The following is a 22,670-nucleotide window of genomic DNA, read 5'->3' as shown; positions in this document are numbered from 1 at the left end:
GGCATGGCATGGGGCCCTTGCGCTCGCGCCGCTACGGTGCGGCGCCCTCGCGCTCGGCGTCGTGCCGCTCACGAGCCGCCAAGACCTCGGGCATGCGCCCCTCCACGAGGTGGATGAGGGCCAGCAGTTGCTCGGCGACCGTGCGTCCCAGTGGGGTGAGTTCGTAGTCCACGCGCGGCGGGTTCGTCGGCTGTGCCTCTCGGTGCACCAGCCCGTCCCGCTCCAGTGCGTGCAGCGTCTGGGACAGCATCTTCTCGCTCACGCCGTCGACCCTGCGGCGCAGTTGGTTGAAGCGCAGGCTCTCCTCGTACAGCGCTGTGACGGTGAGGCTGCCCCACCGGCCCGTCACATGCTCCAGCGTGGCGCGCGAAGGGCACTGCCGGGAGAACACGTCGAACGCGAGGCCGTTGTCCATGCCCCCACCCTACTGCGAGGTGGCGCCAACCACTGGGTTGCGCTAACCAAAAGTTAGTGCTTTCCTTTGGTTATTGAAGCCGACCGGCACCTTTCGACGAGGAGTCCCACAAATGACCACGACGCCTGTTGTCTCGATCGCCTACCACTCCGGGTACGGCCACACCGCCGTCCTTGCCGAGGCCGTCCGGGCCGGCGCCGCCGACACCGGCGCCACCGTGCATCTGATCAAGGTCGACGCGATGGGCGACGCCGAATGGGAGCTGCTCGACGGCTCCGACGCGATCATCTTCGGCTCGCCCACCTACATGGGCACCGCGTCCGGCGCCTTCCACCAGTTCGCGGAGGAAACCTCGAAGCGCTGGTTCACCAGGGCCTGGCACGACAAGCTCGCCGCCGGCTTCACCAACTCAGGCTCCAAGAGCGGCGACAAGCTCCACACCCTGCAGTTCTTCCAGACCCTGGCCTCCCAGCACGCCATGATCTGGGTGCCGCTCGGCCTGGCTCCCGGCTGGAACAGCACCGCAGGATCCGAGAACGACCTCAACCGCCTCGGCTTCTTCTCCGGCGCCGCCGCACAGACCAACTCCGACGAAGGCCCCGAGGGCGTGCACAAGGCGGACATCGCCACCGCGGAGCACCTCGGCCGCCGGGTGACTGAAACCGCCCGCGCGCTCACCGCAGGCCGGGTGGCCGTCGCTGCCTGAACACCGCGCGGCGCATGCGAAAGGGCCCGTGACACCTCGGGTGTCAGGGGCCCTATGCGACAACGGCCAACACTTCGACCCGGCGGGTCAGCTGTTGGCCGCTGCCGTCGTCCGTGATCGTTGAGCGACCTGGCACGGCCCAGGGACGGCCCAGTTGCTCAGTCGATCAATGATTCGTACGTGGCCGTGAGGGAGCCTCCGGCTTCGCCGGTGTTGATCACACCGCATGGCTCGATGAGGAGGGCGCTGACCTCTTGATCAGCCTTCGGGCAGTGTTCGACACCGCGTGGAACGGTGAACATCTCATGCGCCTCGAGCACGACGTCACGGTCCCGCAGCTGAATGGTGAGTTCGCCGTCAAGGACGATGAATACCTCGTCCGTATCGTCGTGGCTGTGCCACACGAACTCACCTTGGATCTTGACCAGCTTCATCTCGTAGTCGTTCAGCCGTCCGACGACCTTCGGCGACCAGTGGTCCGAGAAGCGGCCGAGCATCTCATCGAAGTTGACTTTGCTGCTCATGTGATCATGATGCCGACCGGGCGGAATGGCGCGCAAGGTCGGTGGAGTCGGGCACGCGACGGGCACGAGAGCCGCCGTCGGCGGCGGTGTGACACAAGGCGGGTTGCCTGGTACAGCGACAGCAGCCGATCCTTCGACCATGAGACCAGAAGTCCAGTCGTTCATTGCTGACGGCCCTCTCCCCGACTGGGACGCGAGCGAAGAGGAGATCGACAAGCGAGTCCGGCAGCTTGAGGCGATCTCTCGCCCGGTCACGGCGGAAGAGGCAGAGGCGCTGGCCAAGTGCTTCGGGCCGGACGACTGCTACGGCGTCGCTTGGACCCTGCTCCACCTCATCGAGACAGGACCTGGGCCGGTGCCATCGGTGTCCCGGCCCGCTCCAGATGCTGGTGAATGGCAGCACTCGCTCTGGAGGCGGTGGGGGAGCGGGGTCGACGACGACTGAGGTCGGTGCAGCGGCTCTGGGCGGAGCGCCATGGGCGAGAGACGGCCCGGCGCGGGGCCGGTAGTCGGCCGGCCGCGCTTGTGCGCGGCCGGCAACAAAGGCAAGCTGACAGGTCACTGACCTGCGGAAATCTCAATAGCCGAAGTTCTGCGTCCACCAGGGGCCGCCGTCGGCCATGTGGGCGCCGACGCCCAGCGTGTTGAAGTCGCAGTTGCGGATGTTCGCGCGGTGTCCCTCGCTGCTCATCCAGGCCTTCATCACGGCTTCGGCATCGCTCTGGCCACGTGCGATGTTCTCGGCCCCGAGACCGCTGACACCGGCCTTCTCCGCACGGTCCCACGGCGTCTCACCGTCGGGGTTGGTGTGGTCGAAGAAGTTGCGCGCGGCCATGTCCTTGCTGTGGGCGCGGGCCAGGTCGGCCAGCTCGCCGCTCGCCTTAAGCGGGCTGCAGCCGACCCTCGAGCGCTCCTGGTTGACCAGGTCGATCACGTCGGCCTCCGCGGCGGCGGCCGACGATGTGTCGGGTGCCGCGGGCTTCGACGGCGAGGGGGTCTTCGACGGCTCGGCCGGCTTCGGCGGCGCGACGGTGCGCTCGGGGGTGCGGCTCGCCTCGCGGGTCGGCGTCGAGGTCTTCTTGCTCGCCTCGGGGGTCTTCGACGTCTCCTGGGACGGCGACTTCGACGGCTTCGCCGACGCGCTCTTCTTCGGGGACTCGCTCTTCCTCGACGGCTCGGTGGTCTTCGAGGCCTTGTGCGAGGGCGACGTCGAGGACTTCGACGGAGCCTGCGAACGCTCGGGCGTCCGGCTGGGGGAGGCGGACGCTGTCGGCTCGGCGTCGGCGTCGCCCTGTGCCTGCAGCCGCGACGGCACTTCGGAGCGCATCTCGGTGCGGACGTCGGAACTGCTGCCCACCGTGTGCTTGTCGTCGCCGCCCGGCAGGACGCCGCTGGTGACGAGCACGGCGCCGACGGCTATGGCGGTAGAGGCCCCGAGCAGGCCGGTGCGTACGGGCAGACCTGCCCGCTTCTTCCGGCCGGCACCGCCATGGTGCCTGCCTGCCGGGCCTGCCGCGTGGTCGGTTGCGGCGGGCGCGGGGGCTGAGCGTCGATGGCGACCCATCTGCTGTGCCTTCCTGGTGCGCGACGTAGACGTCAACGGACTCACCCGTACGAGTGAGGCGGATTCGTCCGGACTGTACGCCATTCGGGCCGGGGGCGATGTGATGCAAAAGCAACCGGCCGGTTACGGTGCAGCCATGAACGACACCGCACGGCTGACCGCCTGGGTGCGCGGCCGAGTACAGGGAGTGGGCTTCCGCTGGTTCACCAGGGCAAACGCTCTGGAGATCGGGGGCCTCACCGGCTTCGCCCTCAATCTTGACGACGGCAGGGTGCAGGTGGTGGCCGAGGGGCCACGTGAGAATTGCCACCGTTTGCTGGAGTGGCTTCGCTCCGACGACACACCCGGCCACGTCGACGGAGTCACTGAGATCTGGGACACGCCCCGGGGCGGATATCCGGACTTCGCCATCCGCTGACGAGCCCGCGTCGAGCGCCCGCCCGGGGGCTCCTCCAGGGGTGACCCGAGCACTGGCCGGCGGCAGAAACGACCTGGTGGTTGCCAAGAAGAGGCTTGTCATGCCAGGCTGCGCGAGGAAAGATGATCGTCACGCCCCCAGGGCCCCGCAGGTCAGGCACCGCCGCAGCGTTCAGCGGCCGTATGCCCCCGGGCTGCCCGTCGATACGGGGTGTGATCGTGTTGACCGTCAAACTTTTTGGTGAGACTCTGGAAGCCCCGCGCACCTCAGCTGTTTGGCAGTAAGAACCGCAGCACCGCAAGCAGTACACGTAGCTGCCGAGCACCGCGGGTGCGAATCCCTCACGACCCACACCGCATCGGTCGGTCACTCAGTGTGGAGGACCATCCATCATGGCAAAGGCGCTTCTCGGTTACGTCGGCGGTTCCGACCCGCGACTCCTCGCCGAGATGCGACGGCTTCAGCAGCGCGTCCAGGATCTTGAATCCGAGCTCGTACGGATTCAGTCCGAGAACGACGCGCTCAATGCTGCCGTCGCTCAGCACCCCGGAGAGTCGCTGCTTGACGGCATCGACATCGACGTACCCCAGGCGGAGCCCGCGCTCACCTGAGCTCGGTAACCGCCGGAGTCATCGCGCAGCAAGATATGCAAGGGACGCCTCGGCGTCCCTTCTTTCTTTGGCTGCCGACCCCAGAAGCGGCCCTTGGCCCGCCCTTTGCCTCCGTGGCTCCCCGTTTCCCCGAAGTACTTCCTTCAACCTCTGATGTGCCCTGCACCTTCATGGGTGAAACCGCGAGGGAAAGGTAGAGTCCGGCGGCGTGCACCTCAAGGCCATGACCCTGCGCGGTTTCAAGTCGTTCGCCTCGGCCACGACCCTGCGGTTCGAGCCGGGCATCACCTGCGTCGTCGGACCCAACGGGTCCGGCAAGTCCAACGTGGTGGACGCGCTGTCCTGGGTCATGGGCGAACAGGGCGCCAAGTCCCTGCGCGGCGGGAAGATGGAGGACGTCATCTTCGCCGGGACGACCGGCCGGCCGCCGCTCGGCCGAGCCGAGGTCTCCCTGACCATCGACAACTCCGACGGCGCCCTCCCCATCGACTACGCCGAAGTCACCATCACGCGGATCATGTTCCGCAACGGCGGCAGCGAGTACCAGATCAACGGCGACACCTGCCGCCTCCTCGACATCCAGGAGCTCCTCTCCGACTCCGGTATCGGCCGGGAGATGCACGTCATCGTCGGGCAGGGCCAGCTCGACTCCGTGCTGCACGCCGACCCGATGGGCCGCCGGGCCTTCATCGAGGAGGCCGCCGGCGTCCTCAAGCACCGCAAGCGCAAGGAGAAGGCGCTGCGGAAACTGGACGCGATGCAGGCCAACCTCGCCCGCGTGCAGGACCTCACCGACGAACTGCGCCGCCAGCTCAAGCCGCTCGGGCGGCAGGCCGCGGTGGCCAGACGGGCCGCGGTCATCCAGGCCGACCTGCGCGACGCCCGGCTCAGGCTGCTCGCGGACGACCTTGTACGGATGCGGGAAGCGCTGCGCACCGAGATCGCCGACGAGGCCGCGCTCAAACAGCGCAAGGAGGCCGCGGAGGCGGAGCTCAAGGCGGCGCTGACCCGCGAGGCGGACCTCGAGGACGAGGTACGGCGGTTGGCGCCACGGCTGCAGCGCGCCCAGCAGAGCTGGTACGAGCTCTCCCAACTCGCCGAACGGGTGCGGGGCACCGTCTCCCTCGCCGACGCCAGGGTCAAGAGCGCCACCGCACAGCCCCCGGAGGAACGACGGGGCCGTGACCCGGAGGACATGGAACGCGAGGCCGCCCGCATCCGCGAGCAGGAGGCCGAGCTGGAAGCAGCGCTGGAGGCGGCGGAACGGGCCCTCGAGGACACGGTCGCGCACCGCGCCGAACTCGAGCGCGAGCTGGCCGTCGAGGAACGGCGCCTCAAGGACGTGGCGCGCGCCATCGCCGACCGCCGTGAAGGCCTCGCCCGGCTGAACGGCCAGGTCAACGCGGCCCGTTCACGCGCGGCATCGGCGCAGGCCGAGATCGACAGGCTGGCCGCCGCACGCGACGAGGCCCAGGAGCGGGCCGCCGCCGCGCAAAAGGAGTACGAGGAGCTCAAGGCCGAGGTCGACGGGCTGGACGCCGACGACTCGGCGCTCGCGGACCGCCACGACGTCGCGAAGCGTGAACTCGCCGACGCGGAAGCGGCGCTGAGTACGGCCCGCGAGGCGCTCACCTCGGCAGAACGCAAGCGCGCGGCCGTCGCGGCCCGCCGCGAGGCGCTCGCGCTGGGCCTGCGCCGCAAGGACGGGACCGGTGCGCTCCTCGGGGCGCGGGACCGGTTGGCGGGTCTGCTCGGCCCGGCCTCGGAACTGCTCACCGTGACTCCGGGCCACGAGATCCCCGTGGCGGCGGCCCTGGGCACGGCGGCGGACGCCGTGGCAGTGGCCGACCCCGCCACGGCGGCCGAGGCGATCCGGCTCCTGCGGAAACAGGACGGAGGCCGGGCGGCGCTGCTCCTCGCCGGCGCGGCGGGGGCACAGTCCACGGTCCCGGAGCCCGGGGTGCCGGATGCCACGGGGCCGCAGGCGTTCGCCGACGGGCCGCCGTACGCGGCGGACCTGGTGAGCGGGCCGCCCGAGCTCATGCCCGCCGTGCGGCGACTGCTGCAGGGCATTGTTGTCGTGGGGACGCTCGAGGACGCCGAGGATCTGGTGTACGCGCGCCCCGGCATCACCGCCGTGACCGCGGAGGGAGACGTGCTCGGGGCGCATTTCGCCCAGGGCGGGTCCGCCGGAGCCCCCAGTCTGCTGGAGGTGCAGGCCTCCGTCGACGAGGCGGCGGCCGAGCTGGAGGAACTGGCAGCGCAGTGCGACGAGCTGGCCGCCGCCCAGCAGCAGGCCACTGCCCGCCGGGCCGAATGCGCCGCGCTCGTGGAGGAGTTGGGGGAGCGGCGGCGTGCCGCGGACCGCGAGAAGTCGGCCGTCTCCGGCCGGCTCGGCAGCCTCGCCGGACAGGCCCGTGGTGCGGCGGGCGAGGCGGAGCGGACCGCCGCGGCCGCCGCCCGCGCACAGGAGGCGCTGGAGCGGGCGACCGAGGAGGCCGAGGAGCTGGCGGAGCGCCTGCTCGTCGCCGGGGAGGCCCCGGCGGAGGAGGAGCCCGACACCCATGTGCGCGACCGGCTCGCGGCCGACGGCGCCAACGCGCGCCAGACGGAGATGGAGGCCCGCCTTCAGGTCCGTACGCACGAGGAGCGGGTCAAGGGGCTCTCGGGGCGCGCGGACGCGCTCGACCGGGGAGCGCGGGCCGAGCGCGAGGCCCGGGCGCGTGCCGAACAGCGGCGCGCCCGACTGCGTCATGAGGCAGAGGTCGCCGGGGCCGTCGCAGCAGGCGCCCGCCAGCTGCTGGCCCACGTCGAGGTGTCGCTCGTGCGGGCGGAGGCGGAGCGGGCCGCGGCCGAGGCGGCCAAGGCGGAGCGCGAGCAGGAGCTGGCCGCCGCCCGCAACACCGGCCGCGACCTCAAGGGCGAGCTCGACAAGCTGACCGACTCGGTGCACCGCGGTGAGGTGCTGGGCGCTGAGAAGCGGCTGAGGATCGAGCAGCTGGAGACGAAGGCGCTGGAGGAACTGGGGGTGGAGCCGGCCGGGCTGGCGGCCGAGTACGGCCCCGACCAGCTCGTCCCCCCTTCGCCGCCCGCCGAGGGCGAAGAGCTCCCGGAGGATCCGGAGCACCCCCGTAACCAGCCCCGACGTTTCGTCAGAGCCGAACAGGAAAAACGCCTGAAGGCGGCCGAACGGGCGTATCAGCAGCTCGGGAAGGTGAATCCGCTCGCTCTGGAGGAGTTCGCGGCGCTGGAGGAGCGTCACCAGTTCCTGTCGGAACAGCTCGAGGACCTGAAGAAGACCCGTGCGGACCTTCTGCAGGTGGTGAAGGAGGTGGACGAGCGCGTCGAGCAGGTCTTCACCGAGGCGTACCGGGACACCGCCCGCGAGTTCGAGGGCGTCTTCTCCCGGCTCTTCCCCGGCGGCGAAGGGCGGCTCGTGCTCACCGATCCGGACAACATGCTCACCACGGGTGTGGACGTCGAGGCGCGGCCGCCCGGCAAAAAGGTGAAGCGTCTGTCGCTGCTTTCCGGCGGGGAACGGTCCCTGACGGCCGTGGCGATGCTGGTGTCGATCTTCAAGGCGCGACCCAGTCCGTTCTACGTGATGGACGAGGTCGAGGCCGCCCTCGACGACACCAACCTCCAGCGACTGATCCGGATCATGCAGGAGCTCCAGGAGAGTTCGCAGCTGATCGTGATCACGCACCAGAAGCGGACCATGGAGGTCGCGGACGCGCTCTACGGCGTCTCGATGCAGGGCGACGGCGTGTCCAAGGTCATCAGCCAGCGCCTCCGCTGAGACGCTCCTGCGAGCGACACTTCTTCAATACTTGAAGGTAAGTTTCCGTGTCGTTACATAATGCAGATCCCATCGGGGGTCTTGACTTCGAAACTTGGAGGCATAGTCTCTGCAACGTTGCTTTTACCTTCAAGTGGTGCTCCCCCCAAGGTTGTGCCCCACTGGAAGGGCTCGCCCCCCACGCCCGGCGAAGCTGCCGGACGGCCTCAGGAGTACACGTGACCAGCACGCAGCCGCCACCGGCACCGGGAGCCCGCTCGGCCCACCCCGAACATCTCGGGCATGTCATCTTCATCACGGCCGCCGCCGCGATGGGCGGCTTCCTCTTCGGTTACGACAGCTCCGTGATCAACGGCGCCGTCGAGGCCATCCGGGACCGCTACGACATCGGCTCGGGAACGCTCGCCCAGGTCATCGCCATCGCCCTGATCGGCTGCGCCGTCGGTGCCGCCACCGCCGGCCGGATCGCCGACCGCATCGGCCGCATCCGCTGCATGCAGATCGCGGCCGTGCTCTTCACCGTCAGCGCCATCGGCTCCGCGGTCCCGTTCGCGCTCTGGGACCTCGCCATGTGGCGGATCATCGGCGGCTTCGCCATCGGCATGGCCTCCGTCATCGGCCCCGCCTACATCGCCGAGGTGTCACCGCCCGCCTACCGCGGCCGGCTCGCCTCCTTCCAGCAGGCCGCCATCGTCATCGGCATCGCCGTCTCCCAGCTGGTGAACTACGGCATCCTCCAGCTCGCCGACGGTGAGCAGCGCGGCGACATCGCCGGCCTCGAGGCCTGGCAGTGGATGCTCGGCGTCATGGTCGTCCCGGCGGTGCTCTATGGACTGCTGTCCTTCGCGATCCCCGAGTCGCCGCGCTTCCTGATCTCCGTCGGCAAGGTCGAGCAGGCGAAGCAGGTGCTCGCCGACGTCGAAGGCAAGAGCGTCGACCTGAATGCCCGTGTCAGGGAGATCGACCACGCGATGCGCCGTGAGCACAAGTCCACGTTCAAGGACCTGCTCGGCGGCCGCTTCGGCTTCCTGCCCATCGTCTGGGTCGGCATCGGGCTCTCGGTCTTCCAGCAGCTCGTCGGCATCAACGTCGCGTTCTACTACTCGGCCACCCTGTGGCAGTCGGTCGGCGTCGACCCGTCCAGCTCGTTCCTCTACTCGTTCACCACGTCGATCATCAACATCGTCGGCACCGTGATCGCGATGGTGCTGGTCGACCGGATCGGCCGGCGGCCGCTCGCGCTCATCGGCTCCGCCGGTATGGCGATCGCGCTGGCCCTCGAGGCCTGGGCCTTCTCCGCCGACCTCGTCGACGGCAAGCTCCCCGAAACCCAGGGCGTCGTCGCGCTGGTCGCCGCCCACGTCTTCGTGCTCTTCTTCGCGCTCTCCTGGGGCGTCGTGGTCTGGGTCTTCCTCGGCGAGATGTTCCCGAACCGGATCCGCGCCGCCGCCCTCGGCGTCGCGGCCTCCGCGCAGTGGATCGCCAACTGGGCCATCACGGCCAGCTTCCCGAGCCTCGCGGACTGGAACCTCTCCGGCACCTATGTGATCTACACGATCTTCGCCGTGCTCTCGATCCCCTTCGTACTCAAGTACGTCAAGGAGACGAAGGGCAAGGCGTTGGAGGAGATGGGCTAATCCCCGCTGCCCCTCTCCTCGTCACCGAACTGCCCCGGCTCAGCGCGTGAGCCGGGGCAGTACGTGTTCGCACAGCAGCTGCAGGCTGCGCCATCCCTCGTCCACCGGCATGCCGCCGCACAGCGGATGCAGCACCAGGCTTTCTGCGCCCAGGCTCACGCACTCGTCCGGCGTCACGACCCGGTAGACGCCCTCGCTGCGCAGCTCGGCGGCAGTGCCCGCACCGGAGCGCACCGCGGAGCGGATGTCCTTCGACTGCCAGGAGGCGTAGGTGCGTGCCTCGTGCAGGAAGTACTCCCCGTACAGTGCCCAGGCGCGGTCCGGATCCTGTGAAATGTGCAGCAGCGGCGTCTTCTCCGCGGGCATCATGCAGAAGCCCTCCGTCCCGTACTCCGCCCGCCGCGCCTCGTAGTACGCCTCCAGTTCCGGCAGATGCGCGCTGGGGAAGAACGGCAGACCGAAGCGGGCGGCCCTGCGTGCCGCCGCTCGGGACGACCCGCCGACGAGCAGCATCGGATGCGGCCGGGTGTACGGGCGGGGGGTGACCCGCACGGCCCGGCCCCGGTACGTGAAACTCTCGCCGGTCCACGCGGCGAGCAGCGTCTCGAGCAACTCGTCCTGGAGCGCCCCGCGCCGCGACCACTCCACGCCCAGCTGCTCGTACTCCTCGGGCCGGTAGCCGATGCCGGCGACCGTGACCAGCCGGCCCCTGCCGATCAGGTCGAGCACGGCGATGTCCTCCGCCAGCCGCAGCGGATCGTGCAGCGGACCGATGACGGCGGACACCGTGACGGCGATCCGCCGGGTGGCGCCGAGGACGGCGCCCGCGAAGGTCAGCGGCGACGGAAGCCAGTTGTTGCCCGCGCCGTGGTGCTCCTCCGTCTGGATGGTGTCGACGCCGCGGTCGTCGGCGTACGCGGCCATCTCCAGGGCGGCGCGATAGCGGGCCGCGAGGGTCTCGGGTGTCGCGGCCGGGTCGACCATGTTGAAGCGGGCCACCGTGAAGGCCATGGGAAATCCCCCTCCGCCGGATCGGGAACGGCGAAGGGGGACGGTAGCTGACGCTGCGTCAGATGGACAGTGTCGCGGGCTCCCGCTGCGTTTCGGTCTCCTCGGATCCGGCCGGTGCGGCCGGGGTGCGCGGCAGCACGGCGTACAGGGCGGCGGCCACAACGATCGTCGCCGCCCAGCCCAGCCCGTTCTGGCCGATCCACGAGGACGCGAGCGGGCCGGCGAACCAGTCGACCTTCGTGAACAGCAGGCCGGCCACGAGGGCCGCACCCCACGACACCATCGCCGACCAGGCGAAACCGCCGCGGTACCAGTAGGCGCTGGTGCGGGAGGTGTCCATCAGCGCCGTGCCGTCGTAGGTGCGCCTGCGCATCATGTCGACGCCGAAAACGCCGATCCATGCGGAGAACGCCACCGCCAGCAGCGTCAGGAACGAGATGAACGAGCCGATGAAGCTGGTTGCCACGACCATCAGGAGGAAGCCGAGGACCAGGCTGATCACGGCGTTCACGCTGACGGCCCAGGTGCGCGGGACTTTGACGCCCAGGGTCTGCGCGGTGAAGCCGGCCGAGTACATCGACATGGAGTTGATCAGCAGCATGCCGACCAGTGCGATCAGCAGATACGGGACCGCCAGCCACATCGGCAGGATCTCACCGATGAAGGCGACCGGGTCCTGGGCGCTCGCCAGATCCGGCGTGGCGACCGCCATCACGGCACCCATCAGCACCATCGGCAGTACGACGATGCCGGCGCCGCCGACGGTGGCACCGACCATCGCCCGGCCGGAGGTCGTGCGCGGCAGGTAGCGCGTGAAGTCCGGTCCGGACGGGACCCAGCTGATCCCGCCCGCCGCGATGGTGCCGATGCCGGCCACCATCATCGCCGTCGAACCGGCCGGCTTGTCGAAGACGGCGGCCCAGTCGGTGTTCGCGACCAGGTAGATCAGCACCAGCACGCTGAACGCGCCGAACAGATACGTCGACCACTTGCTGCACACCTGCAGCGCGTTGATGCCGAGCCCCGAAACGAGGAAGGTGCAGGCGACGAAGAGCAGCAGCGTCGTGACGATCAGGGCCGTGTTGCTCCGGATCCCGAACAGCAGGTCGAGGACGGTCAGCACGGCGTAGGCACCGGTGACGGCGTTGATCGTCTCCCAGCCCCACCGGGCCACCCAGATCAGCGAACCGGGGAAGAGGTTCCCGCGCTGCCCGAAGACCGCCCGGGACAGGGCCATGCCGGGGGAGCCGCCGCGCTTGCCGGCGATGGAGATCAGGCCCACGATCCCGTACGAGAGGACGGGGGCCGCGACCGCGACGGTCAGCACCTGCCAGAAGTTCAGGCCGTTGAAGACGATCAGGCCGGCACCCATCGTGAGCAGCAGGACGCTGATGTTGGCGGCAACCCAGGTGGGGAACAGCTCACGGACGTGACCGGTGCGCTCGCCGTCGGGGACGGGTTCGAGGCCGCGGGTCTCTATCGCGCCTTCGGATTCGGAGGCGTGGGGCATGAAGTGGCTCCGTAAGGGGTGGGGGGACACCGGAGGGCTGCCGGGAGAGAACCCGGAGCCATCAAGCATCGTACGAACACCCCAAAACGTCCAAATGGGTGAGTCCGTCTTTGTGTGATCCTCCGACACCCTCGAAGGGCAGCGGCTGTGGCCGATACTGGACGGGTTATGGAAATCGTCATCCTTGCCGTAGTCATCGCCCTGGTCGCGATCGGCGCGATCAGCGGCCTCGTGGTCAGCAGCCGCAAGAAGAAGCAGCTGCCGCCCCAGGCGCCGCCGACCACGCCGACCATCACCGCTCCGCCCGCCGAGCCGCATGTCGGCGACGAGGCGGAGACACCGCGGGAGGAACCCCGCCGCACTATCGAGGAGGTCGACCTCCCGACGGCCGAGGACGCCGTCGAAACCCCTGTCGCCGTCGAGGACCCGGTCGTCGCCGAGGCCCCTGCGCCCGCCGTCGAGATCCCGGAGCCGACCGCCGGCCGGCTCGTCCGGCTCCGTGCCCGCCTCGCCCGATCCCAGAACACGCTCGGCAAGGGGCTCCTCACGCTCCTCTCCCGCGAGCACCTCGACGAGGACACCTGGGAGGAGATCGAGGACACGCTGCTCACCGCGGACGTGGGCGTCGCCCCCACGCAGGAGCTCGTGGAGCGGCTTCGTGAGCGGGTGAAGGTCCTCGGCACCCGCACTCCGGAGGGCCTGCGCACACTGCTGCGTGAGGAGCTGCTGCAGCTCGTCGGCACCGACTTCGACCGTGCCGTCAAGACCGAGAGCGGTCTCGACACCCCCGGCGTCGTCATGGTCGTCGGGGTCAACGGCACGGGAAAGACCACCACCACCGGAAAGCTCGCCCGCGTCCTGGTCGCGGACGGCCGCTCGGTCGTGCTCGGCGCGGCAGACACCTTCCGCGCCGCCGCCGCCGACCAGCTGCAGACCTGGGGTGAGCGCGTAGGCGCCCGCACGGTACGGGGGCCCGAGGGGGGTGACCCGGCCTCGATCGCGTTCGACGCGGTCAAGGAGGGCATCGCCGAGGGTGCGGACGTGGTGCTCATCGACACGGCGGGCCGCCTGCACACCAAGACGGGCCTGATGGATGAGCTCGGCAAGGTCAAGCGGGTCGTGGAGAAGCACGGTCCGCTGGACGAGGTCCTGCTCGTCCTCGACGCCACCACCGGCCAGAACGGGCTGGTGCAGGCGCGGGTCTTCGCCGAGGTCGTGGACATCACCGGCATCGTGCTGACCAAGCTGGACGGCACCGCCAAGGGCGGCATCGTCGTCGCGGTCCAGCGCGAGCTGGGTGTGCCCGTCAAGCTCGTCGGGCTGGGCGAGGGCGCGGACGACCTGGCCCCGTTCGAGCCCGAGGCGTTCGTCGACGCGCTGATCGGCGACTGAGCGCATCCGCGCGTGAAAGCGCCCGGCCGTCCTGTGGGCGACCGGGCGCTTTTCTGCGTGCGCCGCTTTTCTGGGTGCGATCGGGGCCGGCTGCGTCCGTATCAGGACCGGCTGCGGTGGCAGGTGTACGCCAGCGTGCCGAGCAGCAGCCGGGCCTCCGGTGGGGCCGCCGCCGTGTCCAGGGACGGGGGCCGCAGCCAGTGGACGGGCCCGAGGCCGCCGCGGTCCGACGGCGGGGCGGTGATGTGGTCGCCGGGGCCCAGGCAGCGCAGATCCAGGTCCGCGTCGTCCCAGCCCATCCGGTACAGCAGCCGGGGCAGCTCGGCGGCCGCGCCGGGCGCCACGAAGAACTGGCAGCGCCCGTCCGGTGTGGCGCAGACCGGGCCGAGCGGCAGGCCCATCCGCTCCATGCGCACCATGGCGCGGCGGCCTGCCGACGCGGCCACGTCGAGGATGTCGAAGCTCCGGCCGACGGGCAGCAGGAGCGACGCGCCCGGCACGTCGGCCCACGCCTTTCCGGCCTCCTCGAGCGTCGCGCCGGCCGGCACCTCGAGTGCGAGGGCGAGAGGGTGCGCTCCCGGTGCCGGGCAGCCGGCCTCCCCGCAGGAGCACTTGCCGGACACCGCTCGCGCCCCTGGGGTCACCGCCCAGCCCCACAGCCCGGTGTACTCGGCCACCGCGGTGGCCTCTGTCGTGCGCTCGCGGCGCCGGGCGCCGGGCCGGATCTGACTGATCCCCCGGGTGCCGCCGATCGTGAAGCCCATGCCCCCTCCAACGGGTCGTAAGCGCCGGTGGTTACGACCCGAAGTCCCCCGGTGACACTCAGTGGCTGCCTGTTCGGAGTGCCGCCCGCGTGCGGTGGTGTGTGGGGGAGTGCGGAACGCGGCGCGCGCCTGCGTGCGCAACGCTCCACTTCTTCCTGATCGTCGTATGTCAAGTGAATCGCGCCTGGCGGCAAGTGGGTTCACTCGGAGGGGTGGCGAATGGTGGCGATTCTGCAATCCCACTCGCTGGGGGCGTGATGGGAGGATTACCTTCGGTACGCCAGCCTGCAATTGCAGTCCGCTTCCGGGTATGCCGGAGGCAACCCGGCTTCCTGTTCGACGGGTGCAACCCGGTCACAGGCAGCCGCAACCGGCGGCATTCTGGTAGGCGTTCGGGCGATGAGGCTTCGGCGGATGGGGGCAATCCAGTGAGCGGCAGCGGCGCAGACGGTACGACAGCCGGCAAGCGCCCCAACGAGCAGCTGAGTTCATGGTTCATGCGCAGCGGCTGGTCGAAGGGCGAACTCGCGCGCCAGGTGAACCGCAGGGCCCGCCAGATGGGCGCCCACCACATCAGCACCGACACCTCCCGGGTCCGTCGCTGGCTGGACGGCGAGCAGCCGCGCGAGCCGATTCCGCGCATCCTCTCCGAGCTCTTCTCCGAGCGCTTCGGCAGTGTCGTCGCCATCGAGGACCTCGGGCTGCGCTCCGCCCATCAGGCACCCTCGGTGTCCGGTGTGGACCTGCCCTGGGCGGCGGACCAGACCGTCGTGCTGCTCAGCGAGTTCTCCCGAAGCGACCTGATGCTGGCGCGCCGCGGGTTCCTCGGCACCTCGCTCTCCCTGGCCGCCGGCCCCGCCCTCGTCGAACCCATGCAGCGCTGGCTCGTGCCCACCCCGGCGGGCGACGGACAGCAGGAACCGCCCACCCCGCTGCGCAGAGGCGCCCGGCTGTCCGCGCCGGAGCTCGACCTGCTCGAGGCCACCACCGCCATGTTCCGCCAGTGGGACGCCCAGTGCGGCGGCGGACTGCGCCGCAAGGCGGTCGTCGGCCAGCTCCACGAGGTCACCGACCTGCTCCAGGAGCCGCAGCCGCTCGCCACCCAGCGGCGGCTGTTCAAATGCGCCGCCGAACTGGCCGAGCTGGCCGGGTGGATGAGCTACGACGTGGGTCTGCAGCCCACCGCGCAGAAGTACTTCGTGCTCGCCCTGCACGCCTCCAAGGAAGCGGGCGACAAGCCGCTCGGCTCGTACATCCTGTCCTCGATGAGCCGTCAGATGATCCACCTCGGCCGCCCCGACGACGCCCTCGAGCTCGTCCACCTGGCGCAGTACGGCAGCCGCGACTGCGCCACCGCGCGCACACAGGCGATGCTGTATGCGATGGAGGCCCGTGCGTACGCCAACATGGGCCAGCCCAGCAAGTGCCGCCGGGCCGTCCGGATGGCCGAGGACACCTTCGCCGACATCGCCTTCGACGCGGAGCCCGAGCCGGACTGGATCCGGTTCTTCTCCGAGGCCGAGCTCAACGGCGAGAACGCCCACTCCTACCGCGATCTCGCCTACGTCGCCGGCCGCAGCCCCACCTACGCCTCGCTCTCGGAGCCGGTCATGGAGCGTGCCGTCGATCTCTTCCGCGAGGACGAGGAGCACCAGCGGTCGTACGCACTCAACCTGATCGGCATGGCCACGGTCCACCTGCTCAAGAAGGAGCCGGAACAGGCCACTGCCTTCGCCGGCCAGGCCCTCGCCGTCGCCAAGCGGGTCCGATCCGAGCGGGTCAACACGCGGCTGCGCAAAACCGTCGACACGGCGGCCAGGGACTTCGGGGACCTCGCCGAGGTCGCCCAGCTCACCGACCACCTCACGGCCCAGCTGCCGGAGACCGCCGAGGCGGTCTGACCGGCAGCGGCGCACCAGGTCCCGGCCGCGACACCCACCCCGAACTGTCCGACTCGGCTCCCCCCGTGCCAAGTCATCCCGGGTGAGTGTCGCGGCCGGTTTGTGATGTGGCCAGAGGATACGCTCGGCGACCTCGGGCGATCAGCCCGTTCATGGCGGTGTAACACGCCGGACCTCTTCGTCACGGCCGCGAAACATCGTGCGGCATTTGCGGAAACGGCGCTGCGCCAACCTCGTGGCGCATAGGGGTTGTCCGGCGGATCTCGGCGGTGCCCCTTACGGCCCGCCCCTTATCCGCTCAAGGTTCCGCCCGCACGCGGCCGCACGACGACGAGGAGACGCCGATGCCCCCAGGCATCTCGACCCTTGCCGCAGACACCGAGCTGTCTGCCGCCAACACAGGGTTCATGCTCATCTGTTCCGCCATGGTAATGCTCATGACACCGGCCCTGGCCTTCTTCTACGGAGGCATGGTCCGCGTCAAGAGCACCCTGAACATGCTGATGATGAGCTTCATCAGCCTCGGGATCGTCACCATCCTGTGGGTGCTCTACGGCTTCAGCATGGCCTTCGGCACCGACATCGGCTCCGTCGTCGGCTGGAGCGCGGACTACGTCGGCCTCAGCGGCATCGGCGTCACCGAGCTGTGGGACGGCTACACGATCCCGGTGTACGTCTTCGCCGTCTTCCAGCTGATGTTCGCCGTCCTCACCCCCGCGCTGATCAGCGGCGCCCTCGCGGACCGGGTCAAGTTCACCGCCTGGGCGCTGTTCATCACCCTGTGGGTCACGGTCGTGTACTTCCCGGTCGCGCACTGGGTGTGGGGCGCGGGCGGCTGGCTCTTCGAGATGGGCGTGATCGACTTCGCCGGCGGCACGGCCGTCCACATCAACGCCGGTGCCGCGGCCCTCGGTGTCATCCTCGTGATCGGCAAGCGCGTCGGCTTCAAGAAGGACCCGATGCGTCCGCACAGCCTGCCGCTGGTCATGCTGGGCGCGGGCCTGCTGTGGTTCGGCTGGTTCGGCTTCAACGCCGGATCGTGGCTCGGCAACGACGACGGCGTCGGCGCGGTGATGTTCGTCAACACCCAGGTCGCCACCGCCGCCGCCATGCTCGCCTGGCTCATCTACGAGAAGATCCGCCACGGCGCCTTCACCACCCTCGGCGCCGCCTCCGGCGCGGTCGCCGGACTCGTCGCCATCACTCCGGCCGGCGGTTCGGTCTCCCCGCTCGGCGCGATCGCGGTCGGCGCCATCGCCGGTCTGCTCTGCGCCATGGCCGTCGGCCTCAAGTTCAAGTTCGGCTACGACGACTCCCTCGACGTCGTCGGCGTCCACCTTGTCGGCGGAATCGTCGGCTCCCTGCTGGTCGGCTTCTTCGCCACCGGCGGCGTCCAGTCCGACGCCAAGGGCCTCTTCTACGGCGGCGGCCTCGAGCAGCTCGGCAAGCAGGCGATCGGTGTCTTCGCGGTGCTGGCCTACTCTCTGGTCGTCTCGGCCATCCTCGCTCTTGTCCTCGACAAGACGATGGGCATGAGGGTGGACGAGGACGTCGAGGTCTCCGGCATCGACCAGGTCGAGCACGCCGAGACCGCGTACGACTTCAGCGGAGCGGGCGGCGGCGCCGGCTCCCGCAAGGCCGTGCCCGTGACGGGCGAGACCGTGGCAGCCGCAGGGCAGAACAAGAAGGTGGACGCATGAAGCTCATCACCGCAGTCGTGAAGCCGCACCGGCTGGACGAGATCAAGGAGGCCCTCCAGGCCTTCGGAGTCCAGGGGCTCACGGTCACGGAGGCCAGCGGCTACGGCCGGCAGCGCGGCCACACGGAGGTCTACCGGGGCGCCGAGTACACGGTCGACCTCGTCCCCAAGATCCGTATCGAGGTGCTGGTCGAGGACGGCGACGCCGAGCAGCTCGTGGACGTGATCGTCAAGGCCGCCCGCACCGGAAAGATCGGCGACGGCAAGGTCTGGAGCGTCCCGGTCGACACGGCCGTGCGGGTACGGACCGGCGAGCGCGGCCCCGACGCCCTCTGAGGAACAACAGAACAGGAGCCGCAGGCGTGACGAGTGCTGAAGTGATCAACGAAACGGAAGACTCGGGACCCAGCGGCTACGCGGCGGCCCGGCTGCGCCTTCTCACCGAGAAGGAGCGGCCCGGGCCGCCGCGCCGTGCGGCCCTGGCCGGGCTGACCGACACATGGCTCTCCGCGCTGTTCGGCGCCGCAGCCGTGGAACAGCGCGTCGTACGGGGCATGGCGCTCGTCGCCGTCGGCGGCTACGGCCGCGGCGAGCTCTCCCCGCGCAGCGACCTCGACCTCCTGCTGCTCCACGACGGCAGCGCCCCCGCCTCGGCCGTCGCCGCCGTTGCGGACCGGATCTGGTATCCCGTCTGGGATCTGGGGCTCGCGCTCGACCACTCCGTGCGGACCCCGGCCGAGGCCCGCAAGACGGCCGGCGAGGACCTCAAGGTGCAGCTCGGGCTGCTCGACGCGCGGCCGGTGGCCGGCGACGTGGGCCTCGTCGCGTCGCTGCGCACGGCCGTGCTCGCCGACTGGCGCAACCAGGCACCGCGGCGGCTGCCGGAGCTGGACGAACTCTGCCGCGAACGCGCCGCCCGCCAGGGCGAGCTGCAGTACCTCCTGGAGCCCGATCTGAAAGAGGCCCGCGGCGGACTGCGGGACGCCACCGCGCTGCGCGCGGTGGCCGCCTCCTGGCTGGCCGACGCCCCCCGGGAAGGCCTCGCGGAAGCCCGCCGCACCCTGCTCGACGTCCGCGACGCGCTCCATCTGACCACCGGGCGCGCCACCGACCGTCTCGCCCTCCAGGAGCAGGACCAGGTCGCCGCGGAACTCGGCCTCCTCGACGCCGACACCCTGCTGCGCCAGGTGTACGAGGCCGCGCGGACCGTCTCGTACGCCACCGACGTCACCTGGCGCGAGGTCGGCCGCGTCCTGCGCTCACGGGCCGTGCGGCCGAAGCTGCGGGCCATGCTGGGCGGGCGGGCCCCGCAGCCTGAGCGCACACCCCTCGCCGAGGGAGTCGTCGAACTGGACGGGGAAGTGGTGCTGGCCCGCACCGCGCGCCCCGAACGCGACGCGGTGCTGCCGCTCCGCGCCGCGGCCGCCGCGGCCCAGTCGGGGCTGCCGATCTCCCGGCACGCGGTCCGGCGCCTCGGCCAGGCCATGGCCGGCCACCCGCTGCCCGTGCCCTGGCCCGCTGAGGCCCGCGAGGAGCTCGTCACCCTCCTCGGCGCCGGGCCCCCGACCGTCGCCGTATGGGAGGCCCTGGAGGCCGAGGGGCTGATCACCCGGCTCGTCCCGGACTGGGAACGGGTCCGCTGCCGGCCGCAGCGGAACGCCGTGCACACCTGGACCGTCGACCGGCACCTCGTCGAGACGGCGGTCAAGGCCTCGGAACTGACCCGCCACGTCGGCCGTCCCGACCTGCTCCTCGTCGCGGCGCTGCTGCACGACATCGGCAAGGGATGGCCCGGCGACCACTCCGTCGCCGGCGAGACCATCGCCCGTGACGTCGCCGCCAGGATCGGCTTCGACCGTGCCGACGTGGCCGTCATCGCCACGCTCGTACGCCACCACCTGTTGCTCATCGAGACGGCGACCCGGCGCGACCTGGACGATCCGGCGACCGTGGCCTCCGTGGCCTCCGTCGTGGGGTCCGCCTCCACGCTGGAGCTGCTGCACGCCCTCACCGAGGCCGACGCCCTCGCCACCGGCCCCGCCGCTTGGTCCTCCTGGCGCGGCTCCCTCGTCGCGGACCTGGTCGATCGGGTCGCCGCCGTCCTCGCGGGCGACGCCCCCACGGAGCCGGACCAGACCGCCCCCAGCGCCGAACAGGAACGGCTCGCCGTCGAGGCCATGCGCACCGGCGAACCGGTGCTCACCCTGCACGCCCAGCCCGAGGCCCCCGCCGAGGACGGCGAGCCGGAACCGGTCGGCGTCGAGCTGCTCATCGCCCTGCCCGACCAGCCGGGTGTCCTGCCGGCGGCCGCCGGGGTCCTCGCGCTGCACCGGCTCACCGTCCGCGCCGCCGACCTGCGGGCGGTCGAGCTGCCCAGCGAGGTGGGCGACGGCTGCGTCCTGGTCCTGAACTGGCGGGTGGCGGCGGAGTACGGTTCCCTGCCGCAGGCCGCCAGGCTCCGCGCCGACCTGGTGCGCGCCCTGGACGGCTCCCTGGACATCCGGGGCCGCCTCGCCGAGCGCGAGGCCGCCTATCCCAGGCGGCGCGGCGTCAAGGCGCCCCCGCCGCGGGTCACGGTTGCCCCGGCGGGCTCCCGCCTCGCCACGGTCATCGAGGTCCGCGCCCAGGACGCCCCGGGGCTGCTCCACAGGATCGGCCGCGCGCTGGAGGGAGCGGCCGTGCGGGTCAGGAGCGCACACGTCTCGACCCTGGGCGCGAACGCGGTCGACACGCTGTACGTCACGGACGAGAACGGTTCCCCGCTCGGCGACGCGGAGGCGGCGGCCCTGGCGAAGGGGGTCGAGGAGGCGCTGCGGTAAAGGGCGACGAGCGGCGCGGCCGGTCCCCCCGCAGGGCGTGCTCCCGCCGACGACGGGGGTGTTCCACCCGCTCAGCAGATCACGAAGACCGGCAAGGCCTGGTCCCGCCGCTGCGGGATCGCGCCCCCGACCGCTCGTTACGGCGGGCGGGGGCATGAATGTTCCGAGGCCCGATACCCTTGGGGCGACCACCAGGCCCCGACCCGAGGAATCGCGACCACCGTGTTCGATACGCTTTCCGACCGCCTCAGCGCGACTTTCAAGAACCTCAGGGGCAAGGGACGCCTGTCCGAGGCTGACATCGACGGCGCGGCCCGGGAAATCCGTATCGCCCTGCTCGAGGCCGACGTGGCGCTTCCGGTCGTCCGGGAGTTCATCAAGCAGATCAAGGCCCGCTCCCTCGGTGTCGAGGTCTCCAAGGCTCTGAACCCGAGCCAGCAGGTCATCAAGATCGTCAACGAAGAGTTGATCACGATCCTCGGCGGTGAGACCCGCCGGCTGCGGTTCGCCAAGACCGCCCCGACCGTGATCATGCTCGCCGGTCTCCAGGGTGCAGGTAAGACGACCCTCGCCGGAAAGCTCGGTCTCTGGCTGAAGGCCCAGGGCCACTCGCCCCTGCTCGTCGCCTGTGACCTCCAGCGCCCCAACGCCGTCAACCAGCTCTCCGTCGTGGCCGAGCGCGCCGGTGTCGGCGTCTACGCGCCCGAGCCGGGCAATGGCGTCGGTGACCCGGTCCAGGTCGCCAAGGACTCCATCGAGTACGCCAGGACCAAGCAGTTCGACATCGTCATCGTCGACACCGCCGGCCGTCTCGGCATCGACCAGGAGATGATGCAGCAGGCCGCGGACATCAGGGACGCGACCTCGCCCGACGAGATCCTCTTTGTCGTCGACGCCATGATCGGTCAGGACGCCGTCAACACCGCGGAGGCCTTCCGCGACGGCGTCGGCTTCGACGGCGTGGTCCTGTCCAAGCTGGACGGCGACGCCCGAGGCGGTGCCGCGCTCTCCGTCGCCCACGTCACCGGCAAGCAGATCATGTTCGCCTCCAACGGCGAGAAGCTGGACGACTTCGACGCGTTCCACCCGGACCGCATGGCGTCCCGCATCCTCGGCATGGGCGACATGCTCTCGCTCATCGAGAAGGCCGAGCAGACCTTCAGCCAGGAAGAGGCCGCCAAGATGGCCTCCAAGCTGGCGAGCAGCAAGGGCAAGGAGTTCACGCTCGACGACTTCCTGGCCCAGATGGAGCAGGTCCGCAAGATGGGCTCCATCTCCAAGCTGCTCGGCATGCTGCCCGGCATGGCGCAGATGAAGGACCAGATCAACAACATCGACGAGCGCGACGTGGACCGCACGGCCGCGATCATCAAGTCGATGACCCCGGGGGAGCGCCACGACCCGACGATCATCAACGGCTCGCGCCGCGCCCGTATCGCCAAGGGTTCCGGCGTCGAGGTGAGCGCGGTGAAGGGCCTGGTGGAGCGGTTCTTCGAGGCGCGCAAGATGATGTCGAGGATGGCCCAGGGCGGCGGCATGCCCGGGATGCCGGGCATGCCTGGCATGGGTGGCGGCCCCGGCCGTCAGAAGAAGCAGCAGAAGCAGGCCAAGGGCAAGCGCAAGAGCGGCAACCCGATGAAGCGCAAGGCCGAGGAGCAGGCAGCGGCGGCGCGTCGCGAGCAGGCGGCCCAGGGCGGCGCATTCGGACTGCCCGACGGCGAGCCGGGCAAGGACTTCGAGCTGCCCGACGAGTTCAAGAAGTTCATGGGCTGATCCACCGGTTCCACCGGACAGCCACGAGGGGCCCGCGACCTGACCCGCGGCGACCAGGCAGGAGCAGACGGGGACGCCGTCGAGTCTGACCGTGCAGGAACCGCATTCGCCCTGCTCACAGGCGTTC

At 70.4% G+C, this 22,670-nt stretch carries 18 protein-coding genes and 1 pseudogene; 12 read left to right on the top strand and 7 right to left on the bottom strand.

Going from position 1 to position 22,670, the window contains the following annotated elements:
• Positions 1 to 31: 31 nt before the first annotated feature.
• Positions 32 to 415: a helix-turn-helix domain-containing protein gene (locus ABZ070_RS16155; RefSeq protein ID WP_356634178.1), complete on the bottom strand. Its 384-nt coding sequence runs from the start codon at positions 413 to 415 to the stop codon at positions 32 to 34.
• Positions 416 to 527: 112 nt separating this feature from the next.
• On the opposite strand from ABZ070_RS16155, the gene ABZ070_RS16150 reads away from it, so the two are divergent.
• Positions 528 to 1,121, top strand: a complete 594-nt coding sequence (locus tag ABZ070_RS16150) for a flavodoxin family protein (RefSeq protein ID WP_356634176.1) — start codon at positions 528 to 530, stop codon at positions 1,119 to 1,121.
• 158 nt (positions 1,122 to 1,279) lie between these two features.
• Here ABZ070_RS16150 and ABZ070_RS16145 read toward each other — a convergent pair whose 3' ends face one another.
• On the bottom strand, positions 1,280 to 1,645 hold the full coding sequence (locus tag ABZ070_RS16145; protein WP_356634174.1) for a cupin domain-containing protein: 366 nt from the start codon (positions 1,643 to 1,645) through the stop codon (positions 1,280 to 1,282).
• Positions 1,646 to 1,784: 139 nt separating this feature from the next.
• On the opposite strand from ABZ070_RS16145, the gene ABZ070_RS16140 reads away from it, so the two are divergent.
• A complete protein-coding gene (locus ABZ070_RS16140; protein WP_356634172.1) occupies positions 1,785 to 2,090 on the top strand; it encodes a hypothetical protein in 306 nt (101 codons plus the stop codon).
• Between the two features lie 132 nt (positions 2,091 to 2,222).
• On the opposite strand, the gene ABZ070_RS16135 is transcribed toward ABZ070_RS16140, so the two are convergent.
• A complete protein-coding gene (locus tag ABZ070_RS16135) occupies positions 2,223 to 3,209 on the bottom strand; it encodes a CAP domain-containing protein (RefSeq protein ID WP_356634170.1) in 987 nt (328 codons plus the stop codon).
• 136 nt (positions 3,210 to 3,345) lie between these two features.
• Here ABZ070_RS16135 and ABZ070_RS16130 point away from each other — a divergent pair, with 136 nt between their 5' ends.
• The 4 genes from ABZ070_RS16130 to ABZ070_RS16115 all read left to right on the top strand — a co-directional run bounded on the left by ABZ070_RS16130 (position 3,346) and on the right by ABZ070_RS16115 (position 9,674).
• Complete coding sequence (locus ABZ070_RS16130; protein WP_356634168.1) at positions 3,346 to 3,627, top strand: acylphosphatase; 282 nt, start codon at positions 3,346 to 3,348, stop codon at positions 3,625 to 3,627.
• Positions 3,628 to 4,019: 392 nt separating this feature from the next.
• Positions 4,020 to 4,238, top strand: a complete 219-nt coding sequence (locus tag ABZ070_RS16125; protein ID WP_215097132.1) for a hypothetical protein — start codon at positions 4,020 to 4,022, stop codon at positions 4,236 to 4,238.
• A 208-nt stretch (positions 4,239 to 4,446) separates the two neighbouring features.
• Positions 4,447 to 8,037 (top strand): chromosome segregation protein SMC, encoded by a 3,591-nt coding sequence (smc, locus tag ABZ070_RS16120; protein WP_356634166.1) that lies wholly within the window; start codon positions 4,447 to 4,449, stop codon positions 8,035 to 8,037.
• Positions 8,038 to 8,255: 218 nt separating this feature from the next.
• Positions 8,256 to 9,674: a sugar porter family MFS transporter gene (locus ABZ070_RS16115; protein WP_356634164.1), complete on the top strand. Its 1,419-nt coding sequence runs from the start codon at positions 8,256 to 8,258 to the stop codon at positions 9,672 to 9,674.
• Positions 9,675 to 9,713: 39 nt separating this feature from the next.
• Here the strand turns inward: ABZ070_RS16115 and ABZ070_RS16110 are convergent, their stop codons facing one another.
• Entirely contained in the window at positions 9,714 to 10,685 is a 972-nt protein-coding gene (locus ABZ070_RS16110) for an LLM class flavin-dependent oxidoreductase (RefSeq protein WP_356634162.1), read from the bottom strand.
• A 58-nt stretch (positions 10,686 to 10,743) separates the two neighbouring features.
• Positions 10,744 to 12,195: a cytosine permease gene (locus ABZ070_RS16105; RefSeq protein WP_356634160.1), complete on the bottom strand. Its 1,452-nt coding sequence runs from the start codon at positions 12,193 to 12,195 to the stop codon at positions 10,744 to 10,746.
• A gap of 168 nt (positions 12,196 to 12,363) precedes the next feature.
• Here ABZ070_RS16105 and ftsY point away from each other — a divergent pair, with 168 nt between their 5' ends.
• Complete coding sequence (ftsY, locus tag ABZ070_RS16100) at positions 12,364 to 13,587, top strand: signal recognition particle-docking protein FtsY (RefSeq protein WP_356634158.1); 1,224 nt, start codon at positions 12,364 to 12,366, stop codon at positions 13,585 to 13,587.
• Between the two features lie 101 nt (positions 13,588 to 13,688).
• On the opposite strand, the gene ABZ070_RS16095 is transcribed toward ftsY, so the two are convergent.
• Positions 13,689 to 14,351: a bifunctional DNA primase/polymerase gene (locus ABZ070_RS16095; protein WP_356634156.1), complete on the bottom strand. Its 663-nt coding sequence runs from the start codon at positions 14,349 to 14,351 to the stop codon at positions 13,689 to 13,691.
• A 428-nt stretch (positions 14,352 to 14,779) separates the two neighbouring features.
• Here ABZ070_RS16095 and ABZ070_RS16090 point away from each other — a divergent pair, with 428 nt between their 5' ends.
• From ABZ070_RS16090 to ffh, 5 genes are all read left to right on the top strand, one after another.
• Positions 14,780 to 16,252, top strand: a complete 1,473-nt coding sequence (locus tag ABZ070_RS16090) for a hypothetical protein (protein ID WP_356634154.1) — start codon at positions 14,780 to 14,782, stop codon at positions 16,250 to 16,252.
• 344 nt (positions 16,253 to 16,596) lie between these two features.
• The gene (locus tag ABZ070_RS16085) at positions 16,597 to 17,952 is read left to right on the top strand and encodes an ammonium transporter (protein WP_356634152.1); all 1,356 of its coding nucleotides are present in this window, start codon (positions 16,597 to 16,599) and stop codon (positions 17,950 to 17,952) included.
• A complete protein-coding gene (locus tag ABZ070_RS16080; RefSeq protein WP_356634151.1) occupies positions 17,949 to 18,287 on the top strand; it encodes a P-II family nitrogen regulator in 339 nt (112 codons plus the stop codon). The genes ABZ070_RS16085 and ABZ070_RS16080 overlap by 4 nt, the downstream gene beginning before the upstream one ends.
• Positions 18,288 to 18,313: 26 nt before the next feature.
• The gene (locus ABZ070_RS16075; RefSeq protein WP_356634150.1) at positions 18,314 to 20,770 is read left to right on the top strand and encodes a [protein-PII] uridylyltransferase; all 2,457 of its coding nucleotides are present in this window, start codon (positions 18,314 to 18,316) and stop codon (positions 20,768 to 20,770) included.
• Positions 20,771 to 20,992: 222 nt separating this feature from the next.
• Positions 20,993 to 22,543 (top strand): signal recognition particle protein, encoded by a 1,551-nt coding sequence (gene ffh / locus ABZ070_RS16070; protein ID WP_356634149.1) that lies wholly within the window; start codon positions 20,993 to 20,995, stop codon positions 22,541 to 22,543.
• Between the two features lie 30 nt (positions 22,544 to 22,573).
• On the opposite strand, the pseudogene ABZ070_RS16065 reads toward ffh, so the two are convergent.
• Positions 22,574 to 22,670, bottom strand: a pseudogene (locus tag ABZ070_RS16065) ((2Fe-2S)-binding protein); the annotation flags it as partial.

It is taken from the genome of Streptomyces sp. NPDC006283, from assembly GCF_040613325.1.
GTDB lineage: Bacteria > Actinomycetota > Actinomycetes > Streptomycetales > Streptomycetaceae > Streptomyces.
The sequence above is the reverse complement of the archived record's forward strand: the minus strand, read 5'-3'. Positions and strand labels throughout refer to the sequence as shown.

Excerpts from the sequence above, each read along its gene's own strand:
- ABZ070_RS16085 (WP_356634152.1), top strand. The coding sequence starts at position 16,597 with ATGCCCCCAGGCATCTCGACCCTTGCCGCAGACACCGAGCTGTCTGCC.
- ABZ070_RS16080 (WP_356634151.1), top strand. The coding sequence starts at position 17,949 with ATGAAGCTCATCACCGCAGTCGTGAAGCCGCACCGGCTGGACGAGATC.
- ABZ070_RS16155 (WP_356634178.1), bottom strand. The coding sequence starts at position 415 with ATGGACAACGGCCTCGCGTTCGACGTGTTCTCCCGGCAGTGCCCTTCG.
- ABZ070_RS16110 (WP_356634162.1), bottom strand. The coding sequence starts at position 10,685 with ATGGCCTTCACGGTGGCCCGCTTCAACATGGTCGACCCGGCCGCGACA.
- ABZ070_RS16095 (WP_356634156.1), bottom strand. The coding sequence starts at position 14,351 with ATGGGCTTCACGATCGGCGGCACCCGGGGGATCAGTCAGATCCGGCCC.
- ABZ070_RS16125 (WP_215097132.1), top strand. The coding sequence starts at position 4,020 with ATGGCAAAGGCGCTTCTCGGTTACGTCGGCGGTTCCGACCCGCGACTC.
- ABZ070_RS16145 (WP_356634174.1), bottom strand. The coding sequence starts at position 1,645 with ATGAGCAGCAAAGTCAACTTCGATGAGATGCTCGGCCGCTTCTCGGAC.
- ABZ070_RS16135 (WP_356634170.1), bottom strand. The coding sequence starts at position 3,209 with ATGGGTCGCCATCGACGCTCAGCCCCCGCGCCCGCCGCAACCGACCAC.
- ABZ070_RS16140 (WP_356634172.1), top strand. The coding sequence starts at position 1,785 with ATGAGACCAGAAGTCCAGTCGTTCATTGCTGACGGCCCTCTCCCCGAC.
- ABZ070_RS16105 (WP_356634160.1), bottom strand. The coding sequence starts at position 12,195 with ATGCCCCACGCCTCCGAATCCGAAGGCGCGATAGAGACCCGCGGCCTC.
- ftsY (WP_356634158.1), top strand. The coding sequence starts at position 12,364 with ATGGAAATCGTCATCCTTGCCGTAGTCATCGCCCTGGTCGCGATCGGC.
- ABZ070_RS16130 (WP_356634168.1), top strand. The coding sequence starts at position 3,346 with ATGAACGACACCGCACGGCTGACCGCCTGGGTGCGCGGCCGAGTACAG.
- ABZ070_RS16150 (WP_356634176.1), top strand. The coding sequence starts at position 528 with ATGACCACGACGCCTGTTGTCTCGATCGCCTACCACTCCGGGTACGGC.